Annotated in this window: 23 protein-coding genes and 2 tRNA genes; 20 read left to right on the top strand and 5 right to left on the bottom strand. The window is 68.8% G+C overall.

Features of this window, described 5'->3' with window-relative positions:
* The first annotated feature begins 57 nt into the window (after window positions 1-57).
* The 5 genes from dnaA (at window position 58) to ACIBZJ_RS38090 (ending at window position 7,096) form a co-directional block, all read left to right on the top strand.
* Entirely contained in the window at window positions 58-2,082 is a 2,025-nt protein-coding gene (gene dnaA / locus ACIBZJ_RS38110) for a chromosomal replication initiator protein DnaA (RefSeq protein ID WP_395938497.1), read from the top strand.
* A gap of 599 nt (window positions 2,083-2,681) precedes the next feature.
* Window positions 2,682-3,821, top strand: coding sequence for a DNA polymerase III subunit beta (dnaN, locus tag ACIBZJ_RS38105; protein WP_395938496.1), 1,140 nt, complete (start codon window positions 2,682-2,684; stop codon window positions 3,819-3,821).
* 192 nt (window positions 3,822-4,013) lie between these two features.
* Window positions 4,014-4,946 (top strand): phosphogluconate dehydrogenase (NAD(+)-dependent, decarboxylating), encoded by a 933-nt coding sequence (gene gnd / locus ACIBZJ_RS38100; RefSeq protein WP_395938495.1) that lies wholly within the window; start codon window positions 4,014-4,016, stop codon window positions 4,944-4,946.
* Between the two features lie 7 nt (window positions 4,947-4,953).
* Window positions 4,954-6,165 (top strand): DNA replication/repair protein RecF, encoded by a 1,212-nt coding sequence (recF, locus tag ACIBZJ_RS38095; protein WP_395938494.1) that lies wholly within the window; start codon window positions 4,954-4,956, stop codon window positions 6,163-6,165.
* 424 nt (window positions 6,166-6,589) lie between these two features.
* On the top strand, window positions 6,590-7,096 hold the full coding sequence (locus ACIBZJ_RS38090) for a DUF721 domain-containing protein (protein WP_395938593.1): 507 nt from the start codon (window positions 6,590-6,592) through the stop codon (window positions 7,094-7,096).
* A gap of 384 nt (window positions 7,097-7,480) precedes the next feature.
* On the opposite strand, the gene ACIBZJ_RS38085 is transcribed toward ACIBZJ_RS38090, so the two are convergent.
* Together ACIBZJ_RS38085 and ACIBZJ_RS38080 are read right to left on the bottom strand one after the other, a co-directional pair.
* The gene (locus tag ACIBZJ_RS38085; RefSeq protein ID WP_395938493.1) at window positions 7,481-8,779 is read right to left on the bottom strand and encodes a citrate synthase; all 1,299 of its coding nucleotides are present in this window, start codon (window positions 8,777-8,779) and stop codon (window positions 7,481-7,483) included.
* 133 nt (window positions 8,780-8,912) lie between these two features.
* On the bottom strand, window positions 8,913-9,869 hold the full coding sequence (locus tag ACIBZJ_RS38080) for an NAD(P)/FAD-dependent oxidoreductase (protein ID WP_395938492.1): 957 nt from the start codon (window positions 9,867-9,869) through the stop codon (window positions 8,913-8,915).
* Window positions 9,870-10,135: 266 nt separating this feature from the next.
* On the opposite strand from ACIBZJ_RS38080, the gene ACIBZJ_RS38075 reads away from it, so the two are divergent.
* From ACIBZJ_RS38075 to corA, 13 genes are all read left to right on the top strand, one after another.
* Entirely contained in the window at window positions 10,136-10,396 is a 261-nt protein-coding gene (locus tag ACIBZJ_RS38075; protein WP_395938491.1) for a hypothetical protein, read from the top strand.
* Between the two features lie 97 nt (window positions 10,397-10,493).
* Entirely contained in the window at window positions 10,494-11,036 is a 543-nt protein-coding gene (locus ACIBZJ_RS38070) for a hypothetical protein (protein WP_395938490.1), read from the top strand.
* Between the two features lie 115 nt (window positions 11,037-11,151).
* Window positions 11,152-13,170: a DNA topoisomerase (ATP-hydrolyzing) subunit B gene (gyrB, locus tag ACIBZJ_RS38065; protein WP_395938489.1), complete on the top strand. Its 2,019-nt coding sequence runs from the start codon at window positions 11,152-11,154 to the stop codon at window positions 13,168-13,170.
* Window positions 13,171-13,319: 149 nt separating this feature from the next.
* Window positions 13,320-15,803: a DNA gyrase subunit A gene (gene gyrA / locus ACIBZJ_RS38060; protein ID WP_395938488.1), complete on the top strand. Its 2,484-nt coding sequence runs from the start codon at window positions 13,320-13,322 to the stop codon at window positions 15,801-15,803.
* A complete protein-coding gene (locus ACIBZJ_RS38055; RefSeq protein ID WP_395938487.1) occupies window positions 15,803-17,182 on the top strand; it encodes a DUF3566 domain-containing protein in 1,380 nt (459 codons plus the stop codon). The genes gyrA and ACIBZJ_RS38055 overlap by 1 nt, the downstream gene beginning before the upstream one ends.
* A 53-nt stretch (window positions 17,183-17,235) precedes the next feature.
* Window positions 17,236-17,312: transfer RNA gene (locus ACIBZJ_RS38050), tRNA-Ile, on the top strand.
* Window positions 17,313-17,347: 35 nt separating this feature from the next.
* Window positions 17,348-17,476, top strand: coding sequence for a DLW-39 family protein (locus ACIBZJ_RS38045; protein WP_395938486.1), 129 nt, complete (start codon window positions 17,348-17,350; stop codon window positions 17,474-17,476).
* 58 nt (window positions 17,477-17,534) lie between these two features.
* Window positions 17,535-17,607, top strand: a tRNA-Ala gene (locus ACIBZJ_RS38040).
* A 473-nt stretch (window positions 17,608-18,080) separates the two neighbouring features.
* Window positions 18,081-19,184, top strand: coding sequence for an LCP family protein (locus tag ACIBZJ_RS38035; RefSeq protein ID WP_395938485.1), 1,104 nt, complete (start codon window positions 18,081-18,083; stop codon window positions 19,182-19,184).
* Between the two features lie 7 nt (window positions 19,185-19,191).
* The gene (locus ACIBZJ_RS38030; protein ID WP_395938484.1) at window positions 19,192-19,782 is read left to right on the top strand and encodes a TetR/AcrR family transcriptional regulator; all 591 of its coding nucleotides are present in this window, start codon (window positions 19,192-19,194) and stop codon (window positions 19,780-19,782) included.
* 109 nt (window positions 19,783-19,891) lie between these two features.
* Complete coding sequence (locus ACIBZJ_RS38025; protein WP_395938483.1) at window positions 19,892-21,574, top strand: sodium:solute symporter family protein; 1,683 nt, start codon at window positions 19,892-19,894, stop codon at window positions 21,572-21,574.
* Between the two features lie 15 nt (window positions 21,575-21,589).
* Window positions 21,590-21,886, top strand: coding sequence for a hypothetical protein (locus ACIBZJ_RS38020; protein ID WP_395938482.1), 297 nt, complete (start codon window positions 21,590-21,592; stop codon window positions 21,884-21,886).
* A 321-nt stretch (window positions 21,887-22,207) separates the two neighbouring features.
* A complete protein-coding gene (gene corA / locus ACIBZJ_RS38015) occupies window positions 22,208-23,338 on the top strand; it encodes a magnesium/cobalt transporter CorA (protein WP_395938481.1) in 1,131 nt (376 codons plus the stop codon).
* A 69-nt stretch (window positions 23,339-23,407) separates the two neighbouring features.
* On the opposite strand, the gene ACIBZJ_RS38010 is transcribed toward corA, so the two are convergent.
* A complete protein-coding gene (locus ACIBZJ_RS38010; RefSeq protein ID WP_395938480.1) occupies window positions 23,408-24,265 on the bottom strand; it encodes a hypothetical protein in 858 nt (285 codons plus the stop codon).
* Window positions 24,266-24,368: 103 nt separating this feature from the next.
* Here ACIBZJ_RS38010 and ACIBZJ_RS38005 point away from each other — a divergent pair, with 103 nt between their 5' ends.
* Both ACIBZJ_RS38005 and ACIBZJ_RS38000 read left to right on the top strand, forming a co-directional pair.
* Window positions 24,369-24,899: a peptidylprolyl isomerase gene (locus ACIBZJ_RS38005; RefSeq protein WP_395938479.1), complete on the top strand. Its 531-nt coding sequence runs from the start codon at window positions 24,369-24,371 to the stop codon at window positions 24,897-24,899.
* Between the two features lie 79 nt (window positions 24,900-24,978).
* On the top strand, window positions 24,979-25,911 hold the full coding sequence (locus ACIBZJ_RS38000; protein WP_395938478.1) for a rhomboid family intramembrane serine protease: 933 nt from the start codon (window positions 24,979-24,981) through the stop codon (window positions 25,909-25,911).
* Window position 25,912: 1 nt separating this feature from the next.
* Here ACIBZJ_RS38000 and ACIBZJ_RS37995 read toward each other — a convergent pair whose 3' ends face one another.
* Together ACIBZJ_RS37995 and ACIBZJ_RS37990 are read right to left on the bottom strand one after the other, a co-directional pair.
* Complete coding sequence (locus ACIBZJ_RS37995; RefSeq protein ID WP_395938477.1) at window positions 25,913-26,338, bottom strand: PH domain-containing protein; 426 nt, start codon at window positions 26,336-26,338, stop codon at window positions 25,913-25,915.
* Window positions 26,339-26,459: 121 nt separating this feature from the next.
* Window positions 26,460-26,729, bottom strand: coding sequence for a cell division protein CrgA (locus ACIBZJ_RS37990; RefSeq protein WP_395938476.1), 270 nt, complete (start codon window positions 26,727-26,729; stop codon window positions 26,460-26,462).
* Window positions 26,730-26,780 lie beyond the last annotated feature (51 nt).

Genomic DNA, 26,780 nt, shown 5'->3' with positions numbered 1-26,780 from the left:
GAAACCGGTGTGGACAGTGCATCGGCTGCCCGAGTGAGACGCTATCTACCAGGGGGAATGGTGACCGACGAGAGCGTCAATCTCGAAGGCATCTGGTCTGCGGCCACGGAAAGCCTGGCCGACCAGGACCTCAGTCCCCAGCAGCGCGCGTGGCTCCGGTTGACCCGGCCGCTCGCGCTGGTGGAAGACACGGCGCTTCTCGCCGCGCCCAACCAGTTCGCCAAGGACGCCTTCGAAAGTCGGCTACGCGGAGTAATCACCGACGCGATCTCGCGCCAGCTCGGCCGCACGGTGAACGTCGCCGTGACGGTACGGGTTCCGGTCGAACAGCAGACGATGGAGCTCCACGTCCTCGATCTGCCTCCGGTCGACAACTGGCGTCCGGAGGCCTACGCGCCCGGCCGCTACGACGAAGGCACCGCGGCTGCCGACGCCGCCGCGCCCTTCGACCGGACGCCGCCCGAACCCGAGTACCGCGACTACCGCGGTGGCGCCGCCGCTGCGGCCGAGCGTCCGGCGCAGCCACCCGCCGGCTACCCGTACCGCCCGTACGGCGACAGCGCACCGCCCGCCGCGTACGGCGCCACCGCCGACGCGGCGGCGCCGACCAGCAATCCGCTCGAGGCGCCGGCCTCCGACCGCATCCGGGGCCGCCACGCCGCCGCCGCGACCGACAAGGACGCCCCCCGGGAGCCGACCGACGCCGGCGCGCCGACGGTCGGCCCGGGCGCGAACCCGGGCCCGGGTTCACCCGTCCCGACGCCCGAGCCGATCTCCCCGGCTCCCGGCGGCGCCGCGAACATCGGCGGCAGCGCGGGCGTGTCCGGGTTCGCCCCGCCCGCCTACCCCGAACAGCCCGCGTACCGCGCAACCGGTCCGTACGGCGCGGCCCGGCCCGGCGGCTTCGAGCCCTACGACGGCACCGCCTACCCACCGGCCTACGACAACCGGGGCCGGCACCACTCGCCGCCCTTCGGCCAGGAGCCGCCGGTCGAGCCGGCCAACCGCGGCATCCGGCGCGGCGAGACCCCGCGCCCGACCGAGCCGGCCCGGCTGAACCCGAAGTACACGTTCGACACGTTCGTCATCGGCTCGTCGAACCGGTTCGCGCACGCGGCCGCCGTCGCGGTCGCCGAGGCACCGGCCAAGGCCTACAACCCGCTGTTCGTCTACGGCGGCTCCGGGTTGGGCAAGACGCACCTGCTGCACGCGATCGGGCACTACGCGCAGTCGCTCGGCAACGCCAGGGCCGTGCGCTACGTCTCGACCGAAGAGTTCACGAACGACTTCATCAACTCGCTGCGGGACGACAAGACCCAGGCGTTCCAGCGCCGCTACCGCGACGTCGACATCCTGCTGGTCGACGACATCCAGTTCTTGGAGAGCCGCGAGCGGACGCAGGAGGAGTTCTTCCACACGTTCAACACGCTGCACAACGCGAACAAGCAGATCGTCATCAGCTCCGACCGTTCGCCCAAACAGCTCTCGACGCTCGAGGAGCGGCTGCGGACGCGGTTCGAGTGGGGCCTGCTCACCGACATCCAGCCGCCCGACCTCGAGACCCGGATCGCGATCCTCCGGAAGAAGGCCGCGCAGGAGCGGCTGGCCGCGCCGCCGGAGGTGCTGGAGTTCATCGCCAGCAAGATCCAGTCCAACATCCGCGAGCTCGAGGGCGCGCTGATCCGGGTGACCGCGTTCGCGAGCCTGAACCGGCAGCCGGTCGATCTCGGCCTGGCCGAGGTCGTGCTCAAGGACCTGATCCCCGAGGGGGGCGGCCCCGAGATCACCTCGGCGACGATCATGGCCGCCACCGCGGAGTACTTCAGCGTCTCGATGGACGACCTCTGCGGCTCGTCCCGGTCCCGGGTACTGGTCAACGCCCGCCAGGTCGCGATGTACCTCTGCCGGGAGCTGACCGACCTCTCGCTGCCCCGCATCGGCCAGGCCTTCGGCGGCCGCGACCACACCACGGTCATGCACGCCGACCGCAAGATCCGCCAGATGATGGCCGAGCGCCGATCGCTCTACAACCAGATCGCCGAGCTGACCAACCGCATCAAGCAACGGGCTCAGCAGCAGTAGGGATTCGTCCCGTTCGAGGCCCCTCAGCCGATGGCTGAGGGGCCTTCGTCATCTGACCCGTCCACACCCCTCCATCCACACGGTGTGGACGCCGTCTTCCACACGTGTGTATGAGTGTTGTTCCTGGCTAGGGCACCCAACACATCGTCCATCCACCGCACTGCCCCCAGGACTGTCCACCGTTTCACCAGCGCTCATGCACAGGCTGGGGATAACTCTGTGGAAAGGCGCGCTGCTTGTGTGAAAACTGTGTGGTCAGCTGTGGGTTGCGTGTGGACAAGAGTGGACAACCAAACGGCTTCCACAACAAGCGTCTCGTCATCCCCAGCGTCCCCACCGGCTGTCCACACCCCGACTCGACGCGCACGCTGCGCAGACGCCTGATTTCCACAGAATCCACAACACCTACGACGACTACGAATCAGTTATCTAGAGAGATCTGAAGTGCTCTTCGGTGCTGGGGACTGTGGGGAAAACGTGCCGAGGCGGGTCCGAAGACTTTTCTTCGACGAAGAGGAGGACCGCACGCCCGGCGCACACTTTCGTCGCACCCTCGGGGTACGGTCGGCTTCCCCAGAACGGCGTGATGGAGGCAAGTAATGAAGTTCCGGGTCGAGCGTGAATCGCTTGCCGACGCCGTCGCGTGGACGGCCAAGAGCCTCCCGGCCCGGCCGCCGGTGCCGGTTCTGGCCGGGGTCCTGCTCGAAACCGACAACGACCGGCTGACGGTCTCCGGCTTCGACTACGAGGTCTCCAGTCAGATGGGCGTCGACGTACAGACCGACACGCCCGGCCGGGTCCTCGTCTCCGGCCGTCTGCTGGCCGAGATCACCCGGGCGCTTCCGAACCACCCGGTCGAGGTCGACGCCGACGAGGCGCGCGCCGAGATCGTCTGCGGCACCGCCCGCTTCACGCTGCCGACGATGCCGGTGGAGGACTACCCGACGCTGCCCGAGATGCCGACGGTCGCCGGCGCCGTCGATGCCGACGAGTTCGCCACCGCCGTCGCCCAGGTCGTCGTCGCCTCCGGCAAGGACGACACGCTCCCGGTCCTCACCGGCGTCCGGCTCGAGTTCGAAGGCGATCGGCTGACGCTGCTCGCCACCGACCGCTACCGGCTGGCCGTGCGTGAGCTCACGTGGCGTCCCGGGGCCGCTGACGTGAGCCAGAACGCCCTAGTTCCGGCCCGCACACTGTCCGACACCGCCCGGGCCATGTCGTCCGGCACAGAGGTCACCCTGGCGTTGAGCCAGGGCGCCACCGGCGAAGGCCTCATCGGTTTCTCCGGCGCCGGCCGCCGCACGACCACGCGTCTCCTCGACGGTCAGTTCCCGCCCGTCCGCTCGCTGTTCCCCGACAGCCACGCGATCCAGGCGAAGGTGCCGACCGCGACGATGATCGAGGTCGTCAAGCGCGTCTCGCTCGTCGCCGAGCGGAACACCCCGGTCCGCCTGGCGTTCACCAGCGGAATGCTCACGGTCGAGGCGGGCGGCACCGAAGACGCCCGCGCTTCGGAGTCCACCGACGCGGTGTTCGACGGTGACGACATCGAGATCGCGTTCAACCCGCAGTTCCTGCTCGACGGTCTGAACGCACTGGGTACCGAGGTGGCCGTGCTCTCCTGCACCACCCCGCTCAAGCCCGCGGTGCTGACCGGCGAGGTGGCCGACGCCGAGTCCAAGCCGGTGAACGAGAGCGCCTACCGCTACCTGCTGATGCCGGTTCGCGTCTCTCAGTAAACAAGCTGGTGAGCGGCCCGGTCACGCGCTCTTCTCCGGCCCGTCGACGAATAGCCGGAGCCCGGTTGACATCCCCCTCGCCGTCACGGGGAAGAATCGATCAGGAAGTGTCCGGCCAAAGGCGGCCCAGCGGGGGTACGGCAGCCGCACCGCCACGCGAGACTGAGCGAGCTGAACGCAGGGGAGAGCAGCATGGAGATCGGCCTCATCGGGCTCGGGAAAATGGGCGGCAACATGCGCGAACGCCTGCGCCGCGCCGGCCACACCGTGATCGGGTACGACCGGAACCACGAGATCGCCGACGTCGGCAGCCTCACCGAGCTCGTCGACGCGTTCACGACGTCGCCGAAGGTCGTATGGGTCATGGTTCCCGCGGGTGACCCGACCCGGGAAACCGTCAAGGAGCTGGGCGGGCTGCTCTCGTCCGGCGACGTCGTCGTCGACGGCGGCAACTCCCGCTTCACCGACGACAAGATCAACGCCGATCACCTCGCCGAGAAGGGCATCGGCTACGTCGACGCGGGCGTGTCCGGCGGCGTCTGGGGCCTGAAGAACGGCTACGCGCTGATGGTCGGCGGTTCCGAAGAAGACATCGCGAAGGTGAAGCCGTTCTTCGAGGCGCTCAAGCCCGAGGGCGACTACGGCTACGTGCACGCGGGCCCGGTCGGGGCCGGCCACTTCGCGAAGATGGTTCACAACGGCATCGAGTACGGGATGATGCAGGCCTACGCCGAGGGCTACGAGCTGCTCACGGCCGCCGACGTCGTCCAAGACGTGCCGGGCGTGCTGAAGAGCTGGCAGGAAGGCACCGTCGTCCGGTCCTGGCTGCTCGACCTGCTCGTCAACGCGCTGCAGGAAGACCCGGACCTCGCCGACATCAAGGGCTACGTCAACGACTCCGGCGAGGGCCGCTGGACCATCGAGGAGGCGATCAACCACGCCGTCCCGGTGCCGGTGCTCGCCGCCGCGCTGTTCGCCCGGTTCAGCTCCCGTCAGGAAGACTCGCCGGCGATGAAGGCCGTCGCCGCGCTCCGCAACCAGTTCGGTGGTCACGCCACCACGAAGGTGGGCCAGGTCGCGACCGCTGCCGACCTCGGTGGGCCGGGCGACACGATCGACAGCTAAGGGACAGATGGACACGGATCGGGCCGGGACCCCTCACCGGCAGGGTGGCACGCACGTCCGCCACCTGTCCCTGGTCGACTACCGCAGCTACGCCTCGGTGTCGGTCGACCTGGAACCCGGCCCGAACGTGCTCGTCGGCCCCAACGGCCAGGGCAAGACCAACCTGGTCGAGGCCGTCGGCTACGTCGCCACGCTCGACAGCCACCGGGTCGCCACCGACGCCCCGCTGGTCCGGGCCGGTGCCTCGCGCGCGGTGATCCGCGCGGCGGTCGTCCGGGATGCCCGCGAGTTGCTCGTCGAGATCGAGATCGTGCCCGGCAAGGCGAATCGCGCCCGGCTCAACCGTTCGCCGGTGACCCGTCCGCGTGACGTCCTCGGCGCTCTGCGGACCGTGATGTTCGCTCCCGAAGACCTCGCGCTGGTCCGTGGCGACCCGTCCGAGCGGCGTCGCTTCATCGACGACCTGCTGGTCGCCCGGTCTCCCCGCTTCGCCGGGGTCCGCGCCGACTACGACCGCGTGCTCAAGCAGCGCAACGCGCTCCTGCGCACCGCGGCGTCCGCGCGCCGGGCGGCCAAGGGCGCGGGCGACCTGCGGACGCTCGAGGTCTGGGACGGCCACCTGGCCGCGCACGGTGCCGAGTTGCTGGCTGCCCGCCTCGAGGTGCTCGCTGCCCTGGAGCCGTACGTCGCCAAGGCCTACGACGCGGTCAGCGCCGGTAAGGGCCGCACCCGGCTCGCCTACCGGTCGTCCACGCACGGCGACGCGTCCACCGACAACCCCGAGCCGGTCGCCGACCGTCCGGAGCTCAACGTCGACGGCCCCGAGCTCACCCAGCGCATCCTCGAGGCGCTCGCCGCGTCCCGCAGCCAGGAGATCGAGCGCGGCATCACGCTGGTCGGCCCGCACCGCGACGACGTCGTGCTCTGGCTCGGCGACCTGCCTGCGAAGGGTTACGCCAGCCACGGCGAAGGCTGGTCGTACGCGCTCGCGCTCCGCCTCGGCTGCTACGACCTGCTCACCGAAGACGGGGGCGAGCCCGTGCTGATCCTCGACGACGTCTTCGCCGAGCTGGATTCCCAACGTCGAGACCGGCTGGCCGGTCTGGTGCACGATGCTTCCCAGGTACTGGTGACCGCGGCTGTCGCCGCGGATGTTCCGCAGGCACTGCAGGGCGCACGTTTTGATGTCGCGGCGGGGGAGGTCACTCGTGACCGATGATTTTTTTGACGCCATGCACCCCGATGCCGTGGGCGGGAAGCCCACCGCCCGGGGCGACGGCCACCCGACCACCGCTGCGTCGAGCGCCGGTCCGCCCGCCGACCGTTTCACGGGAAACGGTGTATCCGACCAACCCCCACCCAACGGGTCTCCTCAAGCCCGGCGACCTACCGGAGGTGCGTCGACCCGCGGGGCGTCGACTCGCGGGGCGCGGACGGATGGGGCGCCTGCCGGAGGGGCGTCGAGCAGTGGGGCGCCGTCAGGCGGGGCGCCTGCGAGCGGGGCGCCTGCGAGCGGCGGGGCGTCCAGCAACGGGGCGCCGAGCAGCGGGGCGCCGAGGGGCGGAGCGCCTACAGATGGGGCGCAGGCCGGAGGGGCGTCGAGCGGCGGAGCCGCCGGCGAGGGTGGGAAGGGCGGGAAGCCGCTGGGCGGAGCCCAGCTCGCGCGAGCCGCCCTGGACGCCGCCCGCGCGGCCGGGCGCACCTACACGACCAAACCGGGCGGGCCGAAACCGCGCCAGGCCGGCGACGGACAGAGCCCGAAGCGGCGCCGCTGGAGCAGCGCAGGCCCCGACCCGCGCGACCCGCAGCCGCTCGGACGCCTGGTGAGTCGCATGGTCGCCGACCGCGGCTGGGACCGCGCAACCGCCGAAGCACGCGTACTGGGCGACTGGCCGAGCCTGGTCGGCCCCGAGATCGCCTCGAAGTCGCGTCCGGTGCAGCTCAAAGACGGGGAGCTGACTCTGCAGGCCGAATCGACCGCGTGGGCCACTCAACTGAGGCTGCTGTCCACGAAGATCCTCGGCCTGCTCTCCTCCGAGATCGGCCCCAATGTCGTCCGCAAGATTCGGGTACACGGACCGGCGGCACCGAGCTGGAAACGGGGCCCGATCTCCGTCCGCGGCCGCGGACCCCGCGACACGTACGGCTGAGCACCAGCCGCTCGCCCACCGCGAGAGCGTTGCTCGCCCACCGCCAGCGCCGCTCGCCGAACGCCCGCGCTGCCCGCCAAACGCCCACAGCGAGCGCCGCGTGCTGAATGCCCACCGCGAGCGCCGCGTGCCGACGGGGCGGGGCTTGCCGAACGGGGGCGGGGCGCACTAAACGGGGGCGGGGGCGCTCGCCCAACGGGGGCGGCTCCTGGGTCCCGGCCTCGGCTCCTGGGTCCTAGGTCCCGGCAGCCCGGCCTTCGGGCCGCACGACCTCCGCCCGGCCCCCGGGTCCGGCGCCCGTCTGCCGCCCGTCCGGCGTCCGGCCCGACTCCGGCCCAGCCCAGAACCCGACCCCGTCGCCGAGGCGCGTCAGGGCCGAGCGTCCTACGGGCGGGCGGTGCGTCGGCGGGCCGGATCCGAGGGGCGGAAGCGGTCCAGTTCGTGGGTGTACTCCTCCAGCGTGTGCGCGACCCAACCGGCGCAGCGCGCGACGGCGAGGATGGCCAGGCCGGCATCGGAAGGCATCCCGGCGGTGAACGTGAGTGCCCCCAGCCCGAAGTCGACCGTCGGGTCGAGCGGGCGCCCGCGGCGGCCGGTGGCCATGAACTGCTCGACGGCCTCCCAGCGCCCCTTGTGCGGTGGGTCGGCCGCGAGCACGTCGATGAGCGTGCGGCCGCGTGGATCACCGTCGGGGTAGAGCGGGTGACCGAACCCCGGCAGGTGGTTCGACTGGTCGAGCACGCGTCCGACCACCGCGACGCTGCCGTCGCGCGCGGCCTCGACGAGCGTGCGGTGCACGAGCGAGCTGCTGCCGCTCTCGACCGGTCCGTCGAGCGTGGCCAGGGCCGCGCCGACTGCTGCGTACGGATGGGCCCGGGCCGAAGCCGCGACCCGCGCCGCCACCGTGGACGCCGTCACCCCGTGATCGGCCAGCAACCCCAGCGCCGTCTCGAGTGCCGCCACCTGGCCCGGCTCCGGCTCCCTGCCGGTGAGCGCCACCCACAGCCGCCAGGCCACCGAACCGCCCACGTCTGCCCGCTCGCCCACGCCGGGCACGCCGGCACCGCCGGGCACGCCGGCACCGCCGGGCACGCCGGCACCGCCGGGCACGCCGGCACCGTCGGGCCGATCGCCCACGCCGGGCAGGCCTTCGATCATGGCGCCGATCAGCGCGGCAGCGGTGACATGGACCGCGTCGGGACGAAGATCGGCACGGAGCGGATCGACGGCACCGACGGCCGACACGATCGCGCGGAGGCGATCGAGCAGCCGGACCGTCGGCGGCAGCGCGGCGGCCGCGGCCCGCGCCGGGGGAAGGAACTCCGGCGGGCAGGCGAACGACAGCGCGAGGCGCCCTTCGGTCCACAGCCAGACGGCGACCGCCTCGAACGACTCCGTACGGGCCATCACGCACGCGTCCAGGCCCCGGTACCAGAGACGCTGCTCGCGGATCTCGCTGACCGTGAACGGGATCGACAACCCGGTACCGGAAACCGCGATGGGGCTGCGCGGCTGCTGGGCCATCAGGTCGAGCTCGTCCGCATCGAAGAAGCTGGCCCGCCCGTCGGCCCCGCGAATCCGTGAGATCAGGCCGCGGCTCACGTACGCGTAGAGCGTCGAGGGTTTGACGCCGAGACGCGCGGCCGCCTCGGCGGTGGAAAGCAAGGGGACTTCACCAGTCATCCCTCACCTCCCGTCTCGCCCGGACTCGGCCACATTGATCAATGTATCGAGGCCGCGTCCTAGCGGGCTGACGGTATCCACAGGTGTCTTGTGGATATGTGGATCAATATCGATCGACCCACATCAGAGAGGGTCAGGCCAGGCGGCGGGCGAGCTCCGTGCCGAGCTTGTGGCCCGAGAGCCAGGCGTTCTCGACGCGCGGGGAGCCCCACGCGTCACCGCAGATCGCGATTCCGCCGTCGCCCAGGAAGAACGGCGACGCCCGCGGAGCGAGTGGCTTCGCATACGGCCAGGCCTGCGCGTACGTCCAGCGCGGCGGCTCGTCGACGTCGAGGATCGCCCGGACCGCGTCGACGACCTGGTGGACGACCTCCTCCGGGTTCTTGTCGACCTCGTCCAGGTGCTCCGACGCGTACCCGGTCGTGCTGTGCGCGACCAGGACCGGCGCGGAGTCGGCGCGTCGGCGGCCGTCGTCGGCGATCCAGTCCAGAACCGGGTCGTCGTGCACGAACACCCCCTCGACGTCCCACCGGCGACGCGACCAGGCCGCAGCCACTGCGATCACCGGTGACCAGGCCGAACTCACCGCCGCCCGCTCGGCCTCGCAGGCCGGGTCGAGCAGCTGGTGTGCCTCCGGATCGGGCATCGCGAGCACGACCGCGTCGACCTCGACCCCGTCGACCACCGGGCCGGGCCCGACGTCGGTGACCGGGTCGCCCAGGCGGACCGGGATACCCGTGGCCAGGTCCTCGACCAGCGCGGCCAGCCCCCGGCCGGCGCCGTAACGCATCGGTCCGTCCTCGCTGCGGCTGAGCCCGAGCCGGTTGTGGACGGCGAACGAGCTGGTCCAGGGGTGGGCGAGACCACGGCGCACCCAGTCGTCGACCAGCGTGCGGAACGCTTCGTCCCGACAGGTCAGGTACGACGCGCCGAGGTCCACCGGACGGCCGTCCAGTTCCCGCGTCGCCAACCGGCCGCCGATCGCGGCCCCCCGTTCCCGGACAACAACCTCGTGGCCGGCGCTCGCCAGGGCGCGCGCACACGCGAGCCCCGCGATCCCGGCGCCAATGATCTGCACGTCAGGCGACATACCCCCATCGTCACAGGTCACCCGACTCACACGAGTTACCGCCGCCTATACATTCGCCCTCAATGTCGATTAATGTTGATAAACATATATCAACCTCGATGCACCTATCGAAGTTATCCACAGGGCACCTGTGGATATGTGGATACAGCAGGATCTACATCGATCAATGTGGATCGACTATGTATCGGACGACTCAGTTGGCACAGCGTTCCCGTTCGCTTCACCGTCGAACTCGGACGCTCGCGGGACCGCTAAAGTGATCCGCCGTGGCCACTCCGGACGCCGTAAAAGGGCTGCTCCGCACTCAGCTGCACGAGGTCGAGCGGCAATCCACCAATCTCGGCCGGCTCAAGCAGCGGATCGAGGAAGCGATCGCACAGGTCGAGTCCGCGATCGGTGGTAGCGCGTCCCGTGACGACCAGCGGATCCTCGGCCAGCTCCAGATGAACCTCGGAGAGATCGAGCGCTCGCTCGCCGCGATGCACAACGCGGTCGCCGAAGGTCGGCGGTTCGTGGGCAGGACCTGATTCGGTTCCGCCATACACCTGTCCGATCCTCCGAACAGTGGAAGAATGAATACGGAGAGCACGCGCACCAGTACCAACGGTTCCTGGAGGCGGCCCGATGGCTTCTGAGCTGGAGCGGCTCGCGAGCCAGCTGCGGTTCCTCGCCGAGCAGGTACGTCAGCAACGCGGTCCGCTGGTCGGCGCCTCACAGAAGCTCGCCACCGCGGCCGGCGCCGTCCGGCACCTGGAGATCGAGTACGACGACGGGCGCAAGGAAGCCGTCCCGGCCGACGTCTCCACCCAGCTGTCCGACGCGTCGAAGTCGGCCAAGGACGTCGTCGGCTCACTGGGCGAGACCGCCGAGCTGCTGAGCATGTTCGCGTCCCGGCTGGCGACCGGCATGTCGGGCGCTCGCACCGGTGAACCCCAGCCGGCCGAAGACTACGAGCCGGCCGGCTCCACGACCGACGCCCCGCCCTCGGCGTCCGACCCGGCGCGCCCCGGGCTGAAGGCCGACCGGAGGTCCAGTTACCCGACGCGCGAAATGCCCCCGGAGCCCCACGAGTCCGGCTCGGTGGCCCGGCCACGGTACGGTCGTTATCCGACTACCACAGCGGCACGATTCGCGCCGGGAAATCGGTCGTACGAAGTCGGCACGTAGCCCCGGTAGGTACCCACGCGGAGGGGGTTCGAGCGCGTCAGCTCGTCCACAGGCCGCGCCGCTGCAACTTCCTGTCGGACGACACGGCTAGACTGAAGCCGTACCCGCGCGCGTGATGCTCTGCGTGCGCGCCCGACGCCGCCGGACCGCCGGTGGAGAGAGCAGCCGAGGCCCGTCCGTGTCAGAAAAGAAGAAGTCCGGCTACGACGCCAACTCCATCACCGTCCTCGAAGGCCTCGAAGCAGTTCGCAAGCGTCCAGGTATGTACATCGGCTCCACCGGTGAGCGCGGCCTGCACCACATGGTGTGGGAGGTGGTGGACAACGCGGTCGACGAGGCACTCGCCGGCTACTGCGACACCGTCGAGGTGACGCTGCTCGACGACGGTGGCGTCCGAGTGGTCGACAACGGGCGTGGCATCCCGGTGGGCATGCACCCGGTCGAGAAGCGCCCGGCCGTCGAGGTCGTCCTCACCGTGCTGCACGCGGGCGGCAAGTTCGACGGCAAGTCCTACGCGGTCTCCGGTGGTCTGCACGGCGTCGGCGTCTCGGTCGTCAACGCGCTCTCGCACCGGCTCGAGGTCGAGATCAAGACCGACGGCTACGTCTGGTACCAGCCCTACGCGAACACGCAGCCGGCCGCGAAGCTCGAGAGGCGCAACGCCACCAGCGAGCACGGCACCGCGATCACGTTCTGGGCCGACCCGACGATCTTCGAGACCACGGTCTACAACCTCGAGACGATCCGCCGTCGCATGCAGGAGATGGCGTTCCTCAACCGGGGCCTGACGCTGGTCCTGCGCGACGAGCGCGACCCCGACGGCGATCGTGGTGACAAGCCGCGCGAGTACAACTACCAGTACAAGGGCGGCATCGCCGACTACGTGCGGTTCCTCAACGAGAAGAACACGCCGATCCACAAGAGCGTCATCGAGTTCGCCGGCGAGGGTCCGAACCTGTCGGTCGAGGTCGCGATGCAGTGGAACGAGAGCTACCGCGAGTCGATCCACTCGTTCGCGAACACGATCAACACGCACGAGGGCGGCACCCACGACGAGGGTTTCCGCACGTCGCTGACCAGCATCGTCAACCGGTACGCCAAGGAGAAGAAGCTTCTCCGCGGCAACGACGACAACCTCACCGGCGACGACATCCGCGAAGGCCTGGCCGCGATCATCAGCGTCAAGATCGCCGACCCGCAGTTCGAGGGTCAGACGAAGACCAAGCTCGGCAACACCGAGGTGAAGTCGTTCGTCCAGAAGATCTGTAACGAGTGGCTCAACGACTGGTTCGAGCGCAACCCCAGCGAGGCGCGCGCGATCATCACGAAGGCGTCGGCGGCCTCCCGCGCGCGCATCGCCGCCCAGCAGGCCCGCAAGCTGGCCCGCCGGAAGAGCGCGCTCGACTCGAACGCGATGCCCGGCAAACTGTCCGACTGCCAGTCGTCCGACCCGCGCGAGTGCGAGCTCTACATCGTCGAGGGTGACTCCGCCGGCGGCTCGGCCAAGCAGGGGCGAGACCCGCGGTTCCAGGCGATCCTTCCGATCCGCGGCAAGATCCTGAACGTCGAGAAGGCCCGCATCGACCGGGTGCTGAAGAACAACGAGGTCCAGTCGCTGATCACCGCGCTGGGCACCGGTATCCACGACGAGTTCGACATCGAGAAGCTGCGGTACCACAAGATCGTGCTGATGGCCGACGCCGACGTCGACGGCCAGCACATCCGCACGCTGCTGCTCACGCTGCTGTTCCGCTTCATGAAGCCGCTGGTCGAGCTCGGTCACGTGTACCTGGCGCAGCCGCCGCTGTACAAGGTCAAGTGGAACAAGAAGGGCGACGACGCCCAGTACGCGTTCTCCGACCGTGAGCGCGACGGCCTGATCCGTCTCCGCCAGGAGAAGAACCCCAAGGCCAAGCCGGACGACATCCAGCGATTCAAGGGTCTCGGCGAGATGAACTACCCCGAGCTCTGGGAAACCACGATGAACCCGGCGACCCGCACGCTGCTGCAGGTCACTCTCGACGACGCGGCAACGGCCGACAACCTGTTCAGCGTCCTCATGGGTGAAGACGTCGAAGCTCGCCGCTCGTTCATCCAGCAAAACGCGAAAGATGTTCGTTTCTTGGATATCTAGACGTTTGGCGAGTGGAGACGCTGGCTAGGGGCCACAAAAACGCCTGCCCGGAGTTGTCCACACTGTTCACAGCCTCATCCACATCGTAAAACGGCATATCGTGCAAAAATCCCGCTCGCGGGCACGATATCCACACCGGAAGGCAGTTCGTGACCGAGACGACGACCCCGCCACCCTCCGGCGACCGCGTCGAGCCCGTCGGGCTCGAAGTGGAGATGCAGCGCAGCTACCTCGACTACGCGATGAGCGTCATCGTCGGTCGTGCGCTGCCGGACGTGCGGGACGGCCTGAAGCCCGTGCACCGCAAGGTCCTGTACGGCATGTACGACGGCGGATACCGGCCCGACCGGGGGTACGTGAAGTGCTCCCGGGTCGTCGGCGACGTGATGGGGCAGTACCACCCCCACGGTGACTCCTCGATCTACGACACGCTCGTCCGGATGGCGCAGCCCTGGTCACTGCGCTATCCGCTGATCGACGGCAACGGCAACTTCGGCTCGCCGGGCAACGACCCGGCCGCCGCGATGCGGTACACCGAGTGCCGCCTCGACCCGCTGGCCATGGAAATGGTTCGGGACATCGACGAAGACACCGTCGATATGAACCCGAACTACGACGGGCGGGCGACCGAGCCGGCGATCATGCCCGCTCGGTTCCCGAACCTGCTGGTCAACGGATCGGCCGGCATCGCGGTCGGGATGGCGACGAACATCCCGCCGCACAACCTGCGCGAGGTCTCGGCCGGCGTCCAGTGGTGTCTCGACAACCCGGACGCGCCGGAGGAAGAGACGATCGTCGCGGCGATGTCGCGGATCAAGGGCCCGGACTTCCCGACCGGTGCGCTGATCGTCGGCTCCGAAGGAATCGCGGACGCGTACCGCACCGGCCGCGGCTCGATCCGCATGCGGTCGATCGTCGAGGTCGAGGAAGACCGCCGGGGCCGGCAGATGCTGGTCGTCACCGAGCTGCCCTACCAGGTGAACCCCGACAACCTGGCCGAGCGCATCGCCGAGCTGGTCAAGGAGGGCAAGCTCGCCGGCATCGCCGACATCCGCGACGAGTCCTCCGGCCGTACCGGTCAGCGTCTGGTGCTGGTCCTCAAGCGGGACGCGGTCGCCAAGGTCGTGCTGAACAACCTGTACAAGCACACCCAGCTGCAGGACTCGTTCGGCGTAAACATGCTGGCGATCGTCGACGGCGTCCCGCGGACGCTGAACATCGCCCAGATGCTGCGGTACTACGTTGCGCACCAGATCGAGGTCATCGTCCGTCGTACCCGCTACCGCCTCCGCAAGAAGGAGGAGCGGGCCCACATCTTGCGTGGTTACCTCAAGGCGCTCGACGCGCTCGACGAGGTCATCGCGCTGATCCGGGCGTCCGAGACGGTCGAGGTCGCGCGGACCGGCCTGATGCAGCTCCTGGAGATCGACGAGCTGCAGGCCACCGCCATCCTCGACATGCAGCTGCGCCGGCTGGCGGCTCTCGAGCGCCAGAAGATCATCGACGAGTACAACCAGATCATGACCGACATCGCCGAACTCGAGGCGATCCTGGCCAGCGACGAGCGTCAGCGCCAGATCATCGGCGAAGAGCTGGCCGCGATCGTCGAGAAGTACGGCGACGACCGGCGGACGACGATCCTGCCGTTCGACGGCGACGTCTCGATGGAAGACCTGATCGCCGAGGAGCCGGTGGTCGTCACGATCACCCGCACCGGCTACGCCAAGCGGACGAAGGTCGACCTCTACCGGTCGCAGCGCCGCGGCGGCAAGGGTGTGCAGGGCGCCGCGCTCAAGCAGGACGACATCGTCGCGCACTTCTTCGTCTGCTCGACGCACGACTGGATCCTGTTCTTCACGAACAAGGGCCGCGTCTACCGCGTGAAGGCGTACGAGCTACCTGAGGCGACCCGGACGGCCCGCGGCCAGCACGTCGCGAACCTGCTCGCGTTCCAGCCCGACGAGCAGATCGCCGAAGTCATCGAGATCCGCACCTACGAGGACGCGCCGTACCTGGTCCTCGCGACCCGCACCGGCCTGGTGAAAAAGACCAAGCTCACCGAGTTCGACTCGAACCGCCAGGGCGGCGTCATCGCGATCAACTTGCGCGACGGCGACGAACTGGTCGGCGCCGAACTGATCAACGAATCCGACAACCTGCTGCTGATCAGCAAGCAGGCCCAGGCGATCTGCTTCAAGGGCGACGACGAGATGCTGCGCCCGATGGGCCGCGCGACCTCGGGCGTTATCGGTATGCGGTTCACCGGCGAGGACGAATTGCTCTCGATGCACGTCGCCCGCGAAGGCATGGACGTGCTCGTCGCGACCGAGGGCGGCTTCGCCAAGCGGACGCCGATCGAGGAGTATCCGGTCCAAGGTCGTGGTGGTAAGGGGGTCGTCACTGCCAGGATCGTCTCCAAGCGCGGACGTCTCATCGCGGCACTTGCGGTTACCACCGATGATGAGCTCTTCGCCATCACGTCCAACGGAGGCGTGATCCGGACGCCGGTGCGGCAAGTTCGCCGCACTCGCGACCGGAACACGATGGGGGTGAAGCTCATGGAGCTCCCAGCCGGGGTGACACTGGTGGCGATCGCGCGCAACGAGGACGAACCTGACGGACAGGACGGCTGATGACTGACTCCGAGAACACGGACGGGCCGGGCGCTCAGAATTCGAGCGCCTCCGCCCGGGCGTCCGCCGCGGTGGGTAAGGCCACCGTGGGGAGAGCCACCGTCGGGGGCTCGGGCACGCCGGCCCGAGACACCAGCCGGAGCGGCGCCACTGCGCCCTCGGCCAAGCCGGCCGCGCCGGCGCAGCCGCCCAAGCCCAACACGACGGACCCGTCCGCCACCCCGAAGCCGGGTGGCGGGCCGTCGGGCCCGGGTGCTCAGAACGGCACCAACGGCTCGCAGCAGGGCGCGACCCGCCCGGCTGCTCCCCAGACCGGTGCCGGTGCGGCGAAGGCGGCCCCGCCGACGCCGAAGAGCTCGGCCGCAGCCACGCCGACGACCGTGTCGGCCAAGGCTCAGCCGCCCGCGGCGAAGAGCACCCCGGCCTCCGCGCCTCCGTCGTCGGCGGCGCCCACGTCGGCCATGCCGACGTCCGGCGCGCAGAACGGTGCGGCGGCCCGTCAGGCGTCCAAGGCCACCGGTACGACGTACGGCAAGTCGGCCGTCGGAGGCGCCCCGGTTTCCGCAGCCCCCACGTCCGGGGGCTCGATCGGTGCGTCCGGCGCCTCGGCCCGCAGCACGGCGTCGGTCAAGCCGCCGACGCCCGCACCCGCCCCGGCGACGGCCGCGATGCCGTCGTTCGACCGCGACCCGGGCCGCTCGGGCGCCGCGTCGGTCAGCCCGGCGGCCGCCCACGCCGTCAGTAGCCCGCACGCCGTCAGTAGTCCGCCGGCTGCTTCGGCGCACGTCGGGATGCCCGCGGGCACCGCTCCGGTCTCCGGCGGCGCACCCCAGCCGGGCCAGTTGGGTCAGCCCGGCCAGTTCGGCCAGACCGCCCAGCCCGGCTTGGTCGGCCAGCCCGGTCAGGTCGGCCAGCCCGGTCAGGCCGCAGGCACCGCGCCGCCGCGCGTCCAGGTCGGCGACGCCGTGCGGTCCGCGCGTCAGACGGTCTCCGCGGCCGCGAGCCGGGGCCCTCGCCGGGCCCGGCTGCAGCTCAAGAAGGTCGACCCGTGGTCGGTGATGAAGTTCTCGTTCGCGGTGTCGCTGGTGCTCTTCATCGCGTCCGTGGTGGCCACGTCGATCCTGTACATGGTGCTCGGCGCGCTCGGCGTGTGGGACAGCCTCAACGAGACGATCAGCACGGTCACCGCGGGGCAGGACGGTAGCCAGGGCATCGACCTGGCGATCACCGCGAAGATGGTGATCGGTGGGTCCGCGCTGCTCGGCGCCGTGAACATGGTTCTGTTCACGGCTCTGGCCACGCTCGGCGCATTCATCTACAACGTCTGTGCAGACCTGGTCGGCGGCATCGAGCTGACGCTCGCGGAGCGCAACCAGTAGGCACGCGGTTTGGGGCGGGGCAGATCGGTAGGGTAACGTTCTGTCTCGCGTCCGGGGCTATAGCTCAGTCGGTTAGAGCGCATCGCTGATAACGATGAGGTCGCTGGTTCGATTCCAGCTAGCCCCACCAGCAACCGGCAATAACTTCGGGAAGGAGCACTCTCCATGTGGAAGAAGGCGCTCGTGCTTGCGGTTCTCGCAGGCGTCGCCGTTGTGGCTGCGAAGAAGTTCAAGGAAGCCAGCGACGAGCGGGAGTTGTGGCACGAGGCCACGACGGCGCCCGACCACCGCTGAAGAGGCTAACAGCAACGCTCGCCACGACGGCGTCCTTCGGTCCGCCGGCGGCGAGTTGGGGGACGTAGCTCAATTGGCAGAGCACCGCCTTTGCAAGGCGGGGGTTAGGGGTTCGATTCCCCTCGTCTCCACCGAGACGGGCTAGGTCCCGCCATCAAGACTGACCCGAAGGCCCGGCGCACAGCGCCGGGCCTTCATCGTCTGCTCCCGAATAGCCCGCTTTGGTGGGTCGAGCGATTCCTATCCCTGCAATAACGAAAAATGCGTCTTTCCTCGCGGCGAATCACTCCCGCTCTGTGTCATTTGCGAGGCCGACGTGCACTAATGCCCGGTGTCAATTACACCTGGTAACAAAATGCTGCGCAGGGTAATCGCCTACTCATCCCTTCGGGCGGATCCGTCCACAAGCTTCCGTTCACCAGCCGAATTCTTCAGTTCCTTGGCTATGCTCCCAGTCGACTGGTCGCGGTATACGGCTTGGCCGACAAAACCCGATCAGGCTTTGAACCGCCGGAACTCAGTGCCGCTCGTCGGAGTGCGGCGCTCCTAACTTCTGGCTGTTTCTCGTACCGCCCGGGCGGTACGACTGACGCTGAGGAGCGGAATGGCAGTAGGCCTGAAGGAGGCCCGGTCCGGCACGCCGGCCGAACCGCCGGGTCCGGCCTCGGTCCGCTCCACCACGGCGCCGCGCGCACCGAAGGCGCCGCCGTGGGCCAAGGCGTGCATCGTTTTCGGCATGGTGCTGGTGATTCTCGCCAGCGGCACGCTCGCCGCTGGCTACGGCCTGACGAGCCGATACAACAGCAAGGTCAAGCGGGTCGACATCCTCGGTGACCTGTCGGACAAGAAGTCCTCGTACACCGAGGGCCCGCTGAACTTCCTGATCCTGGGCTCCGACAACCGGGTCACCGACGCCAGCTTTGCCAAGACCGACGGTCTGCGGTCCGACACGATCATGATCGCCCACGTCGACAAGACGCTGAGCAAGACATACATCGTTTCCGTGCCGCGTGACAGCTACGTCGACATCCCCGCGTCCGACGACGGCAAGTATCTGGGCGGCAAAGACAAGATCAACGCCGCCTTCGTGCACGGCGGTGCGGCGCTGACCGCGAAGACCGTCCAGCAGCTCACCGGCGTCGAGTTCAACGGCGCGTTCCTGCTCGACTTCAACAGCGTGCGCAAGCTCGTCGGCATCGTCGGTGGCGTCACGGTCTGCATTCCGTTCTCCATGTCCTCGATCCACACCGAGCGCAAGTGGAAGAAGGGCTGCAACTACCTCACCGCCGACGGAGCGCAAGACTTCATGCGTCAGCGCAAGACCGTCCCCGGTGGTGACTTCGGCCGGATGCAGAACCAGCAGCGGGTCTTGCTCGCGGTCGCCAAGAAGATGACGACCAAGGGTGTGTTCGCCAACCCCCAGAAGCTCGACAAGCTGCTGAGCACCGTCGCCGAGTCGGTGACCGTCGACGAGAGCGTCGACCTTCCCGACCTGGCGCTCGGTCTGAAAAACCTGCGGCCGAACAACCTGCGGTGCACCACGCTCCCGTTCACGACCGACGATCTGCAGACGCCGGCCGGCAGCTCGGTCGAGCTCGACCCGGTCAAGGGCGAACAGCTCTACGCGGCCCTCCGCGACGACACGATGGACGCGTACCTCGCCGCGAACCCGCCCGCCGACGCCGGCCAGTCCGGCGCCTGCTCGTAACAAGCGCATGCCCCCGAACTGCACCACCCGGCGGGACGAGATCCTGACGATCGCGATCGACCTGTTCGCCCGCCGCGGCTACCACGGTGTCTCGATGGACGACATCGGGTCCGCGGTCGGCGTGACCGGCCCGGCGCTCTACCACCACTTCGCCGGTAAAGAGGCGATGCTGGCGGCCGCGTTCACCCCGATCTGCAAGCACCTGCGCGACGAGGGGCGCCGGCGGGTCGCGAAGAGTCCCGATGCCGAGTCCGCCCTGCGCGCGCTGGTCGACTTCCACGTGTCGTTCGCGTTCGGCAGCCCGGCCGTGCTGAGCCTCTACCTGCACGAGATAGACCGGTTACCCCCCGAAACCAGGAAACCGGTCCGGCGACTGCAGCGTCAGTACGTCGAAGAGTGGGTTCAGGTTCTGACGAAGGTCCGGCCGGAGTGGTCGGAAGAGGAGGCCAGGGCCGCCGCGCACGCCACCTTCGGCCTGCTGAACTCCACCCACTACCTCCCGGGCGACCTCGACGAGATGGCCGCCGCCTCCCTGCTTACGAAGCTCGCCCTGAACGCGCTGTCACCCCTTTCGAAGGCCATAGTCGACATCCCCTGACCATGGGATTCGACAGCCATACCAGGGGGTACAAGCCCTCCGCTGGGCCGCGCCGTCGCACCCGCTCCAGGCCCCCTCCGGCCGACTCCAGCGGAAAGGGGTGGGTCGTATGACGACCGATCTGGCAGCCACGCTGGACGTCAACGGCATCGACTACACGATCCTCGGGATCTATTTCGCCATCGTCATCGCGATCGGTCTTCTCGCCCGGCGAGCGGTCGCGACCAGTGAAGACTTCTTCCTCTCCGGCCGGGCGCTGCCCGCGTGGGTGACGGGGCTGGCGTTCGTCGCCGCCAACCTGGGCGCGCTGGAGATCCTCGGCATGGCCGCCAACGGCGCCGAGTACGGCATCGCCACCGTGCACTTCTACTGGATCGGCGCAGTACCGGCGATGATCTTCCTCGGCCTGGTACTGATGCCGTTCTACTACTCGACCCGCGTCCACAGCGTGCCCGAATACCTGCGTCGGCGGTTCAACCGCCCGACGCACGCGTTCAACGCGCTCACGTTCGCGGTCGCCTCGGTGCTCACCGCGGGCGTCAACCTCTACGCGCTCGGTCTGATCATCCAGAGCCTGCTCGGCTGGCCACTCTGGGTGGCGATCCTCCTCTCGGCCGGCTTCGTGCTGGTCTACATCACGCTGGGCGGCCTGTCCGGCGCGATCTATACCGAGGTCCTGCAGTTCTTCGTGATCCTGGCCGGTCTGATTCCGCTGGTGATCGTCGGTCTGTCCGCGGTCGGCGGCTGGGACGGGCTGAAGGACAAGGTCACCAACAACACCGACATCGGTGGTGCGGCGTTCAGCCAGTGGGGCGGCACGGCGGTCGGCAACGCCACCAACCCGCTCGGCGACTGGATCGGCATCGTCTTCGGCCTCGGTTTCGTGCTGAGCTTCGGCTACTGGACGACGAACTTCGCCGAGGTGCAGCGGGCCCTGAGTGCCAAGGACCTCTCCGCCGCCCAGCGCACCCCGCTGATCGGCGCGTTCCCGAAGATCTTCATCCCGGCGCTGACGATCATCCCCGGCCTGGTCGCGCTCGTCCTGATCCCCAAGCTCGGCGAGAGCGGCGGACCGACCTACAACGACGCGATCCCGGAGCTGATGGCGAAATTCCTGCCCAACGGCGTCCTGGGCATCGCGCTGACCGGTCTGCTGGCCGCGTTCATGGCCGGCATGGCGGCGAACGTGAGCTCGTTCAACACGGTCTTCACCTACGACCTGTGGCGGCCCTACGTCGCCAAGGACCGGCCGGACCGGTACTACCTGCAGGTCGGCCGGATCGTCACGGTGGTCGGCATCGTGATCGGCATCGGCACCGCGTTCATCGCGGCCGGTTTCGAGAACATCATGAACTACGTCCAGGCGCTGTTCTCGTTCTTCAACGCCCCGCTGTTCGCGACGTTCATCGTGGGCGTGTTCTGGAAGCGCATGACGGCCTGGGCCGGCTTCTGGGGTCTGGTCTCGGGTACGGCCGCGGCCGTGTTCGCCTACCTCAGCCTGAACGAGAAACTCGGCATCCCGGCGATCGTGCACATCGAGTCGGTGCAGAGCCGGAACTTCTGGGGCGCGATCGCGGCGTTCGTCGTCGACGTCCTGGTGACGGTCATCGTCACGATGGTGACCAGGCCGAAGCCGCTGGAGGAGGTCAAGGGCCTGGTCTGGGGCGTGCCGGACCCCGACAACCCGGATGCCGCCGACGCGCAGAACGTCCGGGCCTGGTGGGAGTCGCCGAAGGTCCTCGGCTACACCGCCCTGGGCATCACGGCCGTCCTGTCGATCATCTTCCTCTGAGTTAGGAGTCTCGCCATGGCCGAAACCGACGAGGAAGTCCACTCGAAGTCCGGGTCACGCGGTCTGTTCGACCTGCGCTGGCTCATCGCCGGCCTGTTCCTGCTGTACGGCGTCGTCCTGATCGTGCTCGGAATCATCGATTCCGACTCCGCCGTGCAGAAGGCCGACGGCATCCGGATCAACCTCTGGACCGGCATCGGCATGTTCGTGCTGGGAGCCCTCTTCGGGCTCTGGTCCTGGTTGCGGCCGCTGCGCCCGAACGCGCCCAAGGCGGTGGCCGCCCGGTCCGAAGAACGTTCTCCGGACGCCTGACCGCAGCCGGAAACCACTGGGCGGCCAGACGTCAGACGTCTGGCCGCCCAGTACTACGTCAGGCGTTGAACGCGTGCAGCGTCCACTCGTCGAAGCGCCGCGCGAGGGCGCGGATCGTCGCGACCGTGAGTCGGCTCGGAGCCAACAGAACGGGCATTTCACTCTCTCCTTCGGGGTCGTCTGCGGTGTGTTCGTACGCTTACCAGCCTACTGGATCGATCCAGTTGCTCAACGGGTTGGCGCCGTGTACCGAGTCACAGCGGCCTATCCTTGGACGGTTGGGCGGACGATGGCAGTAGCTCTCCACCGGGAGGTGACGGCATGGTCAACACGGAAAACCGATCGGGCCCGATGGCGCGCGCGTTGGCCGCGCCGGTCCGCACCCTGGGAAAGGTGCTGCCGAGGCCGCTCGGTGGCCCCACCACCGCCCCCGATTCCCACCCCGCCCGTACCCCCGGCTCGGCGATCGTCGACTGCGGGCTCTACATCGACGGCGAACGCAAATCCGGCCGGATGGATTACGTCGCCGCGCTCGAGGCCGCGAAGCGCAACGACAGCGCGTTCGTCTGGCTCGGCATGCACGACGCGACAGCCGAGGAGTTCGCCGACATCGCGAAGACGTTCGGTCTGCACGAACTGGCGGTCGAAGACACGATCGTCGCGTTCGCCCGCCCGAAGCTTGAGCGGTACGCCGACGTCTCGTTCGTCATCATCAAGACCGCCCGGTACGTCCGCACCGGCGAACTGACCGCCACCAGCGAGGTGGTGGAGACCGGCGACGTGATGCTGTTCCTCGGCGAGCGCTTCGCGATCACCGTCCGCCACGGCGACGCCTGTCGGCTGCGCGGTGTGCGCGCCAACCTCGAGCAGCGTCCCGACCTGATCAAACAGGGGCCGTGGGCGGTGTTCCACGCGGTCGTCGACCAGATCGTCGACCGCTACGTCGAGGTCGTCGACGCGATCGAGGACGACATCGACGAACTCGAGGCGAGCGTCTTCAACAGCACGAACGTCGACATCCCGCGGATCTACCAGCTCAAGCGCGAGGTCGTCGAGCTCAAGCGGGCCGTACTGCCGCTGGCCCGCCCGCTGGAGAGCCTGGTCAGCGGCGCGGTGATGAACGTCCCGCAGGAGATCCGGCGCTACATCCGGGACGTCGCCGACCACCACAGCCGGGTCGTCGACCAGATCGCGAGCTTCGACGACCTGCTGAACTCGATCTTGCAGGCGAGCCTGGCGCAGGCCGGGATCCAGCAGAACAACGACATGCGGAAGATCTCGGCCTGGGCCGCGATCGGCATCGTGCCGACCGCCGTCGCCGGCATCTATGGCATGAACTTCCGCTACATGCCGGAGCTGACCTGGCGGTTCGGCTATCCGATGGTGCTGTCGGTGATCTTCATCATTTGTTTCTCGCTGCACCGACTGTTCAAGAAATCCGGCTGGCTCTGACTTCGCGCAGGCGAGGGGCCCGCGACCGTCATTGGTCGCGGGCCCCTCGCCACTCGAGGAAGCGGCCGGTCAGAGACGGCGCGTGTTCGCGTCCGCGGTGTTCTTGACTGCGTTCGCGGCGTCGTCCGCCTTGTCCGTGGTGGTGTCGGCGGCCGTGTCGGCCTTCGACTTCACCGCGTCCGCCGCCTTGTCGGCCGCGTTGCTCACCGCGTCCTTGGCGGACGTGGCGGCACCCGACACGCGGTCGGCCACGTGGTCGGCCTTGGCCTTGACCGAGTTCCGGGTGTCGGGCTCGATCAGGTCGTACTCCTCCCACTCCGGCTGGCGGTTACGCCGGGCGGCGAGCGCCGCCGCGGCACCGACCGCCGTACCGGCCGCGAGCGCACCGAGCATGAGCGGCCACCGGCGACGACGCTGGCCCCGCAGTGCCAGCGCGGTCTCGTGCGCCCGCTTGGCCGCTTCCTTGCGCTGGCCGCGAGTCTGCTTCTCGAACTTCTTGGCCGACTTCTTGACCTGCTTCTTGGAGGTGTTCTGCGCCTCCAAGGCGGCCGCGACCAGCGGCGCGAGGGCGACCAGAACCTGGTCCACCTTCGGCTTCGCCGTGCTGACCACGGTGTCGCGAGCCGATCCGACCCGCGGCCCCACGGTCTCCCTGGCGGTCTCCAGAGCCTGCTCCAGCTTCGGAGCCATGGCCACCCGTGCCGCCTCGACCCTCGGGGCGACGGCTACCCGCGCGGCGTCGACCTTCGGCCCGAGCGCGTCACGAGCGCTACCAACCGCCGGCTTGACCGCGTCCCGTGCCGCCCCGGCGGTCGCCACGGCGGCGTTGCGAAGGTGCTCTACCCCCGCACCGACCTCCGCACCGATCTCCTTGGCCTTGGCCGACGCTTGATCAAGCGTCGAGGCCTTCTTGCGACGGAACACCATCTTGCCCCCTCTATGTGGGTCTCGATGTCCCTATCCTGCACGTCGGTCCAAGCTCGTACCACCGTGGCAGGATGGGGCTTACACGATAGAGAGGAACTACCCCGTGGCCGACGATCTTTACGCCACTCTGCACACGAATTTCGGGCCGATCGCGATCAAGCTGTTCCCGAACCACGCGCCGAAGACCGTGCGCAACTTCGTGGGCCTGGCTGAAGGCAGCATCGACTGGACCCACCCTCGCACCGGTGAGCGTGGCCAGCGGAAGCTCTACGACGGCACCGTGTTCCACCGCGTCATCGACGGGTTCATGATCCAGGGCGGCGACCCGATCGGTACCGGTACCGGTGGTCCGGGTTACCAGTTCGCCGACGAGTTCCACCCTGACCTGCAGTTCGACCGGCCGTACCTGCTGGCGATGGCGAACGCCGGGCCCGGCACGAACGGCTCGCAGTTCTTCATCACGGTGGGCCTGACGCCGCACCTGAACCGGAAGCACACGATCTTCGGCGAGGTGGCAGACGCCGAGAGCAAGAAGGTCGTGGACGCGATCGCCAAGGCGCCGACCGGTCGTCAGGACCGTCCGGTGCAGGACGCGGTGATCGAGAGCGTCACGATCGAGCAGCGCCCGGCCTGAACCGGCCAACTGGACGCGCCCGGGAACTAGTTTCCCGGGCGCGCCGTTTTTTGAAGACGAAGCAAGCAGAGGATGGGCAGTGACCGAGGAAAGCGCGTCGACCACCGCCACACCGGTGTGTTACCGGCACCCCGATCGCGGCACGTACGTGACGTGCGTCCGCTGTGACCGGCCGATCTGCCCCGACTGCATGCAGCCGGCCTCGGTGGGCTTCCAGTGCCCGGAGTGCATCCGCGAGGGCCGGCGGACGACGATTCCGGCCCGCACGGTGTTCGGCGGGAGCCTCTCCGGCGAGCAGGGGACGGTCACCCGGGCGCTGATCGGCATCAACATCGCGGCCTGGCTGCTCACGGTCGTCGCCGCGGTACTCACCAGCGAGGTCTCGGTCCGGGAACTGGGCCGGTTCGTGATCTTCGGCGGCGTCACCGGCGTCACCGACTGGGGCGCGGCGGTTCCGGCGTACTCGTACTTCGGGGGCGGCGTCACCGGCGGCATCGCGTCCGGTGAGTTCTGGCGGCTGCTCACCGCGGACTTCCTGCACTACGGCCTGATCCACCTGGCCTTCAACATGTACGCCCTGTGGATTCTCGGCCGCGAGTGCGAGCGACTGCTCGGCCGCGGGCGGTTCCTGGCGTTGTACCTGTTCGCCGGCGTCGGCGGCTCGGTCGCCGTCTACCTGTTCTCGCCGCTGAACGAAGCGTCGGCCGGTGCGTCGGCGTCGATCTTCGGCCTGCTCGGCGCGATGTTCTTCTTCCTGCGCCGGCTGCGTGCCGACCCGCGCGGGCTGGTGTTCCTGATCATCCTGAACTTCAGCCTGGGCTTCGTGGTCGCGAACATCAGCATCTGGGGCCACATCGGCGGGTTCGTCGTCGGCGCGGCCGTCGGTGCGCTGATGGCCTACCTGCCGGCCGGTCCCAACCGGGCGAAGCTGCAGGTGCTCGCCCTCGTCGGCGTCGGGGTGGCCCTCGTGGCACTGATAGCGCTCAGGACGGCGTCGTTCGGCATTCTCTGACTCAGCGGCCGGTTCGCAGCGATGTGAGCTCCTCGGCCACCTCAGCGGGCGTAGCACCGAGTTCGTGTCGGCCGAGGAAGTACAGGTCGCTGTCGACGTCGATCTCGAGCAGCGTCGACCGGCCCAGCAACCGGCGCCGGTCGTCCACCCGGACTCGTTCGATCGCGGCCCACGGGTAGCGGCGACGACGTCCGACGAGCCCGGAGACGACGGTCAGCCCCTCGTCGTCCGCCTGGAGACGGACCGGAACCACGACGTCGCGGACGCCGGACAGGCCGAGTCCGGCCGCCACCACCAGGCCGAGCAGCGCTCCGGTCAGGTCGCCCGCGACCGTCACCGTCGCCACCAGCAGTACGACGGCGACGGCCCACTTCGCACCGGGAACGGCGATCGGCACACGCCACTGACGCACCGCGCCCGCAGTCACCGGTTGTCCCCGGGTTTTCCACAGGCTGACGGTGCCGTGCCCCACAATCTGAGCGAGTTATCCACAGTATCCACAGGCTAAGGCGCCGATTTGGCGTCGATCTGTGGATGACGGGGGAGTCTTACCGCCACTGAGTGAAGACGCCCAGACTCGCGACGAGCATGCCGAAACCGATGGCGAGGTTCCAGGCTGACAGCTCGGCGACGGGGTATTCGCCTTGGGTCATGTAGTAGGTCACCAGCCACGCGATCCCGGCGACGATCAAGCCGACGGCTACTCCGGGCACCCACCGCGGGCTGGGTTTCGCCCGCTTCGCGGTGGTGGCAGTGCTCGACCTGACGCCGGTCGGCGCTGTGTAGACCTTCTTCTTACGTACGCGTGACTTCGGCACGGGTTTCTCCTGATACGGGGTTCCCGGGTTAGCGTAGTCGCCGAAGACATC

The organism is Cryptosporangium sp. NPDC051539 (assembly GCF_044454545.1).
Classification (GTDB): Bacteria; Actinomycetota; Actinomycetes; order Mycobacteriales; family Cryptosporangiaceae; genus Cryptosporangium.
The sequence above is the reverse complement of the archived record's forward strand: the minus strand, read 5'-3'. Positions and strand labels throughout refer to the sequence as shown.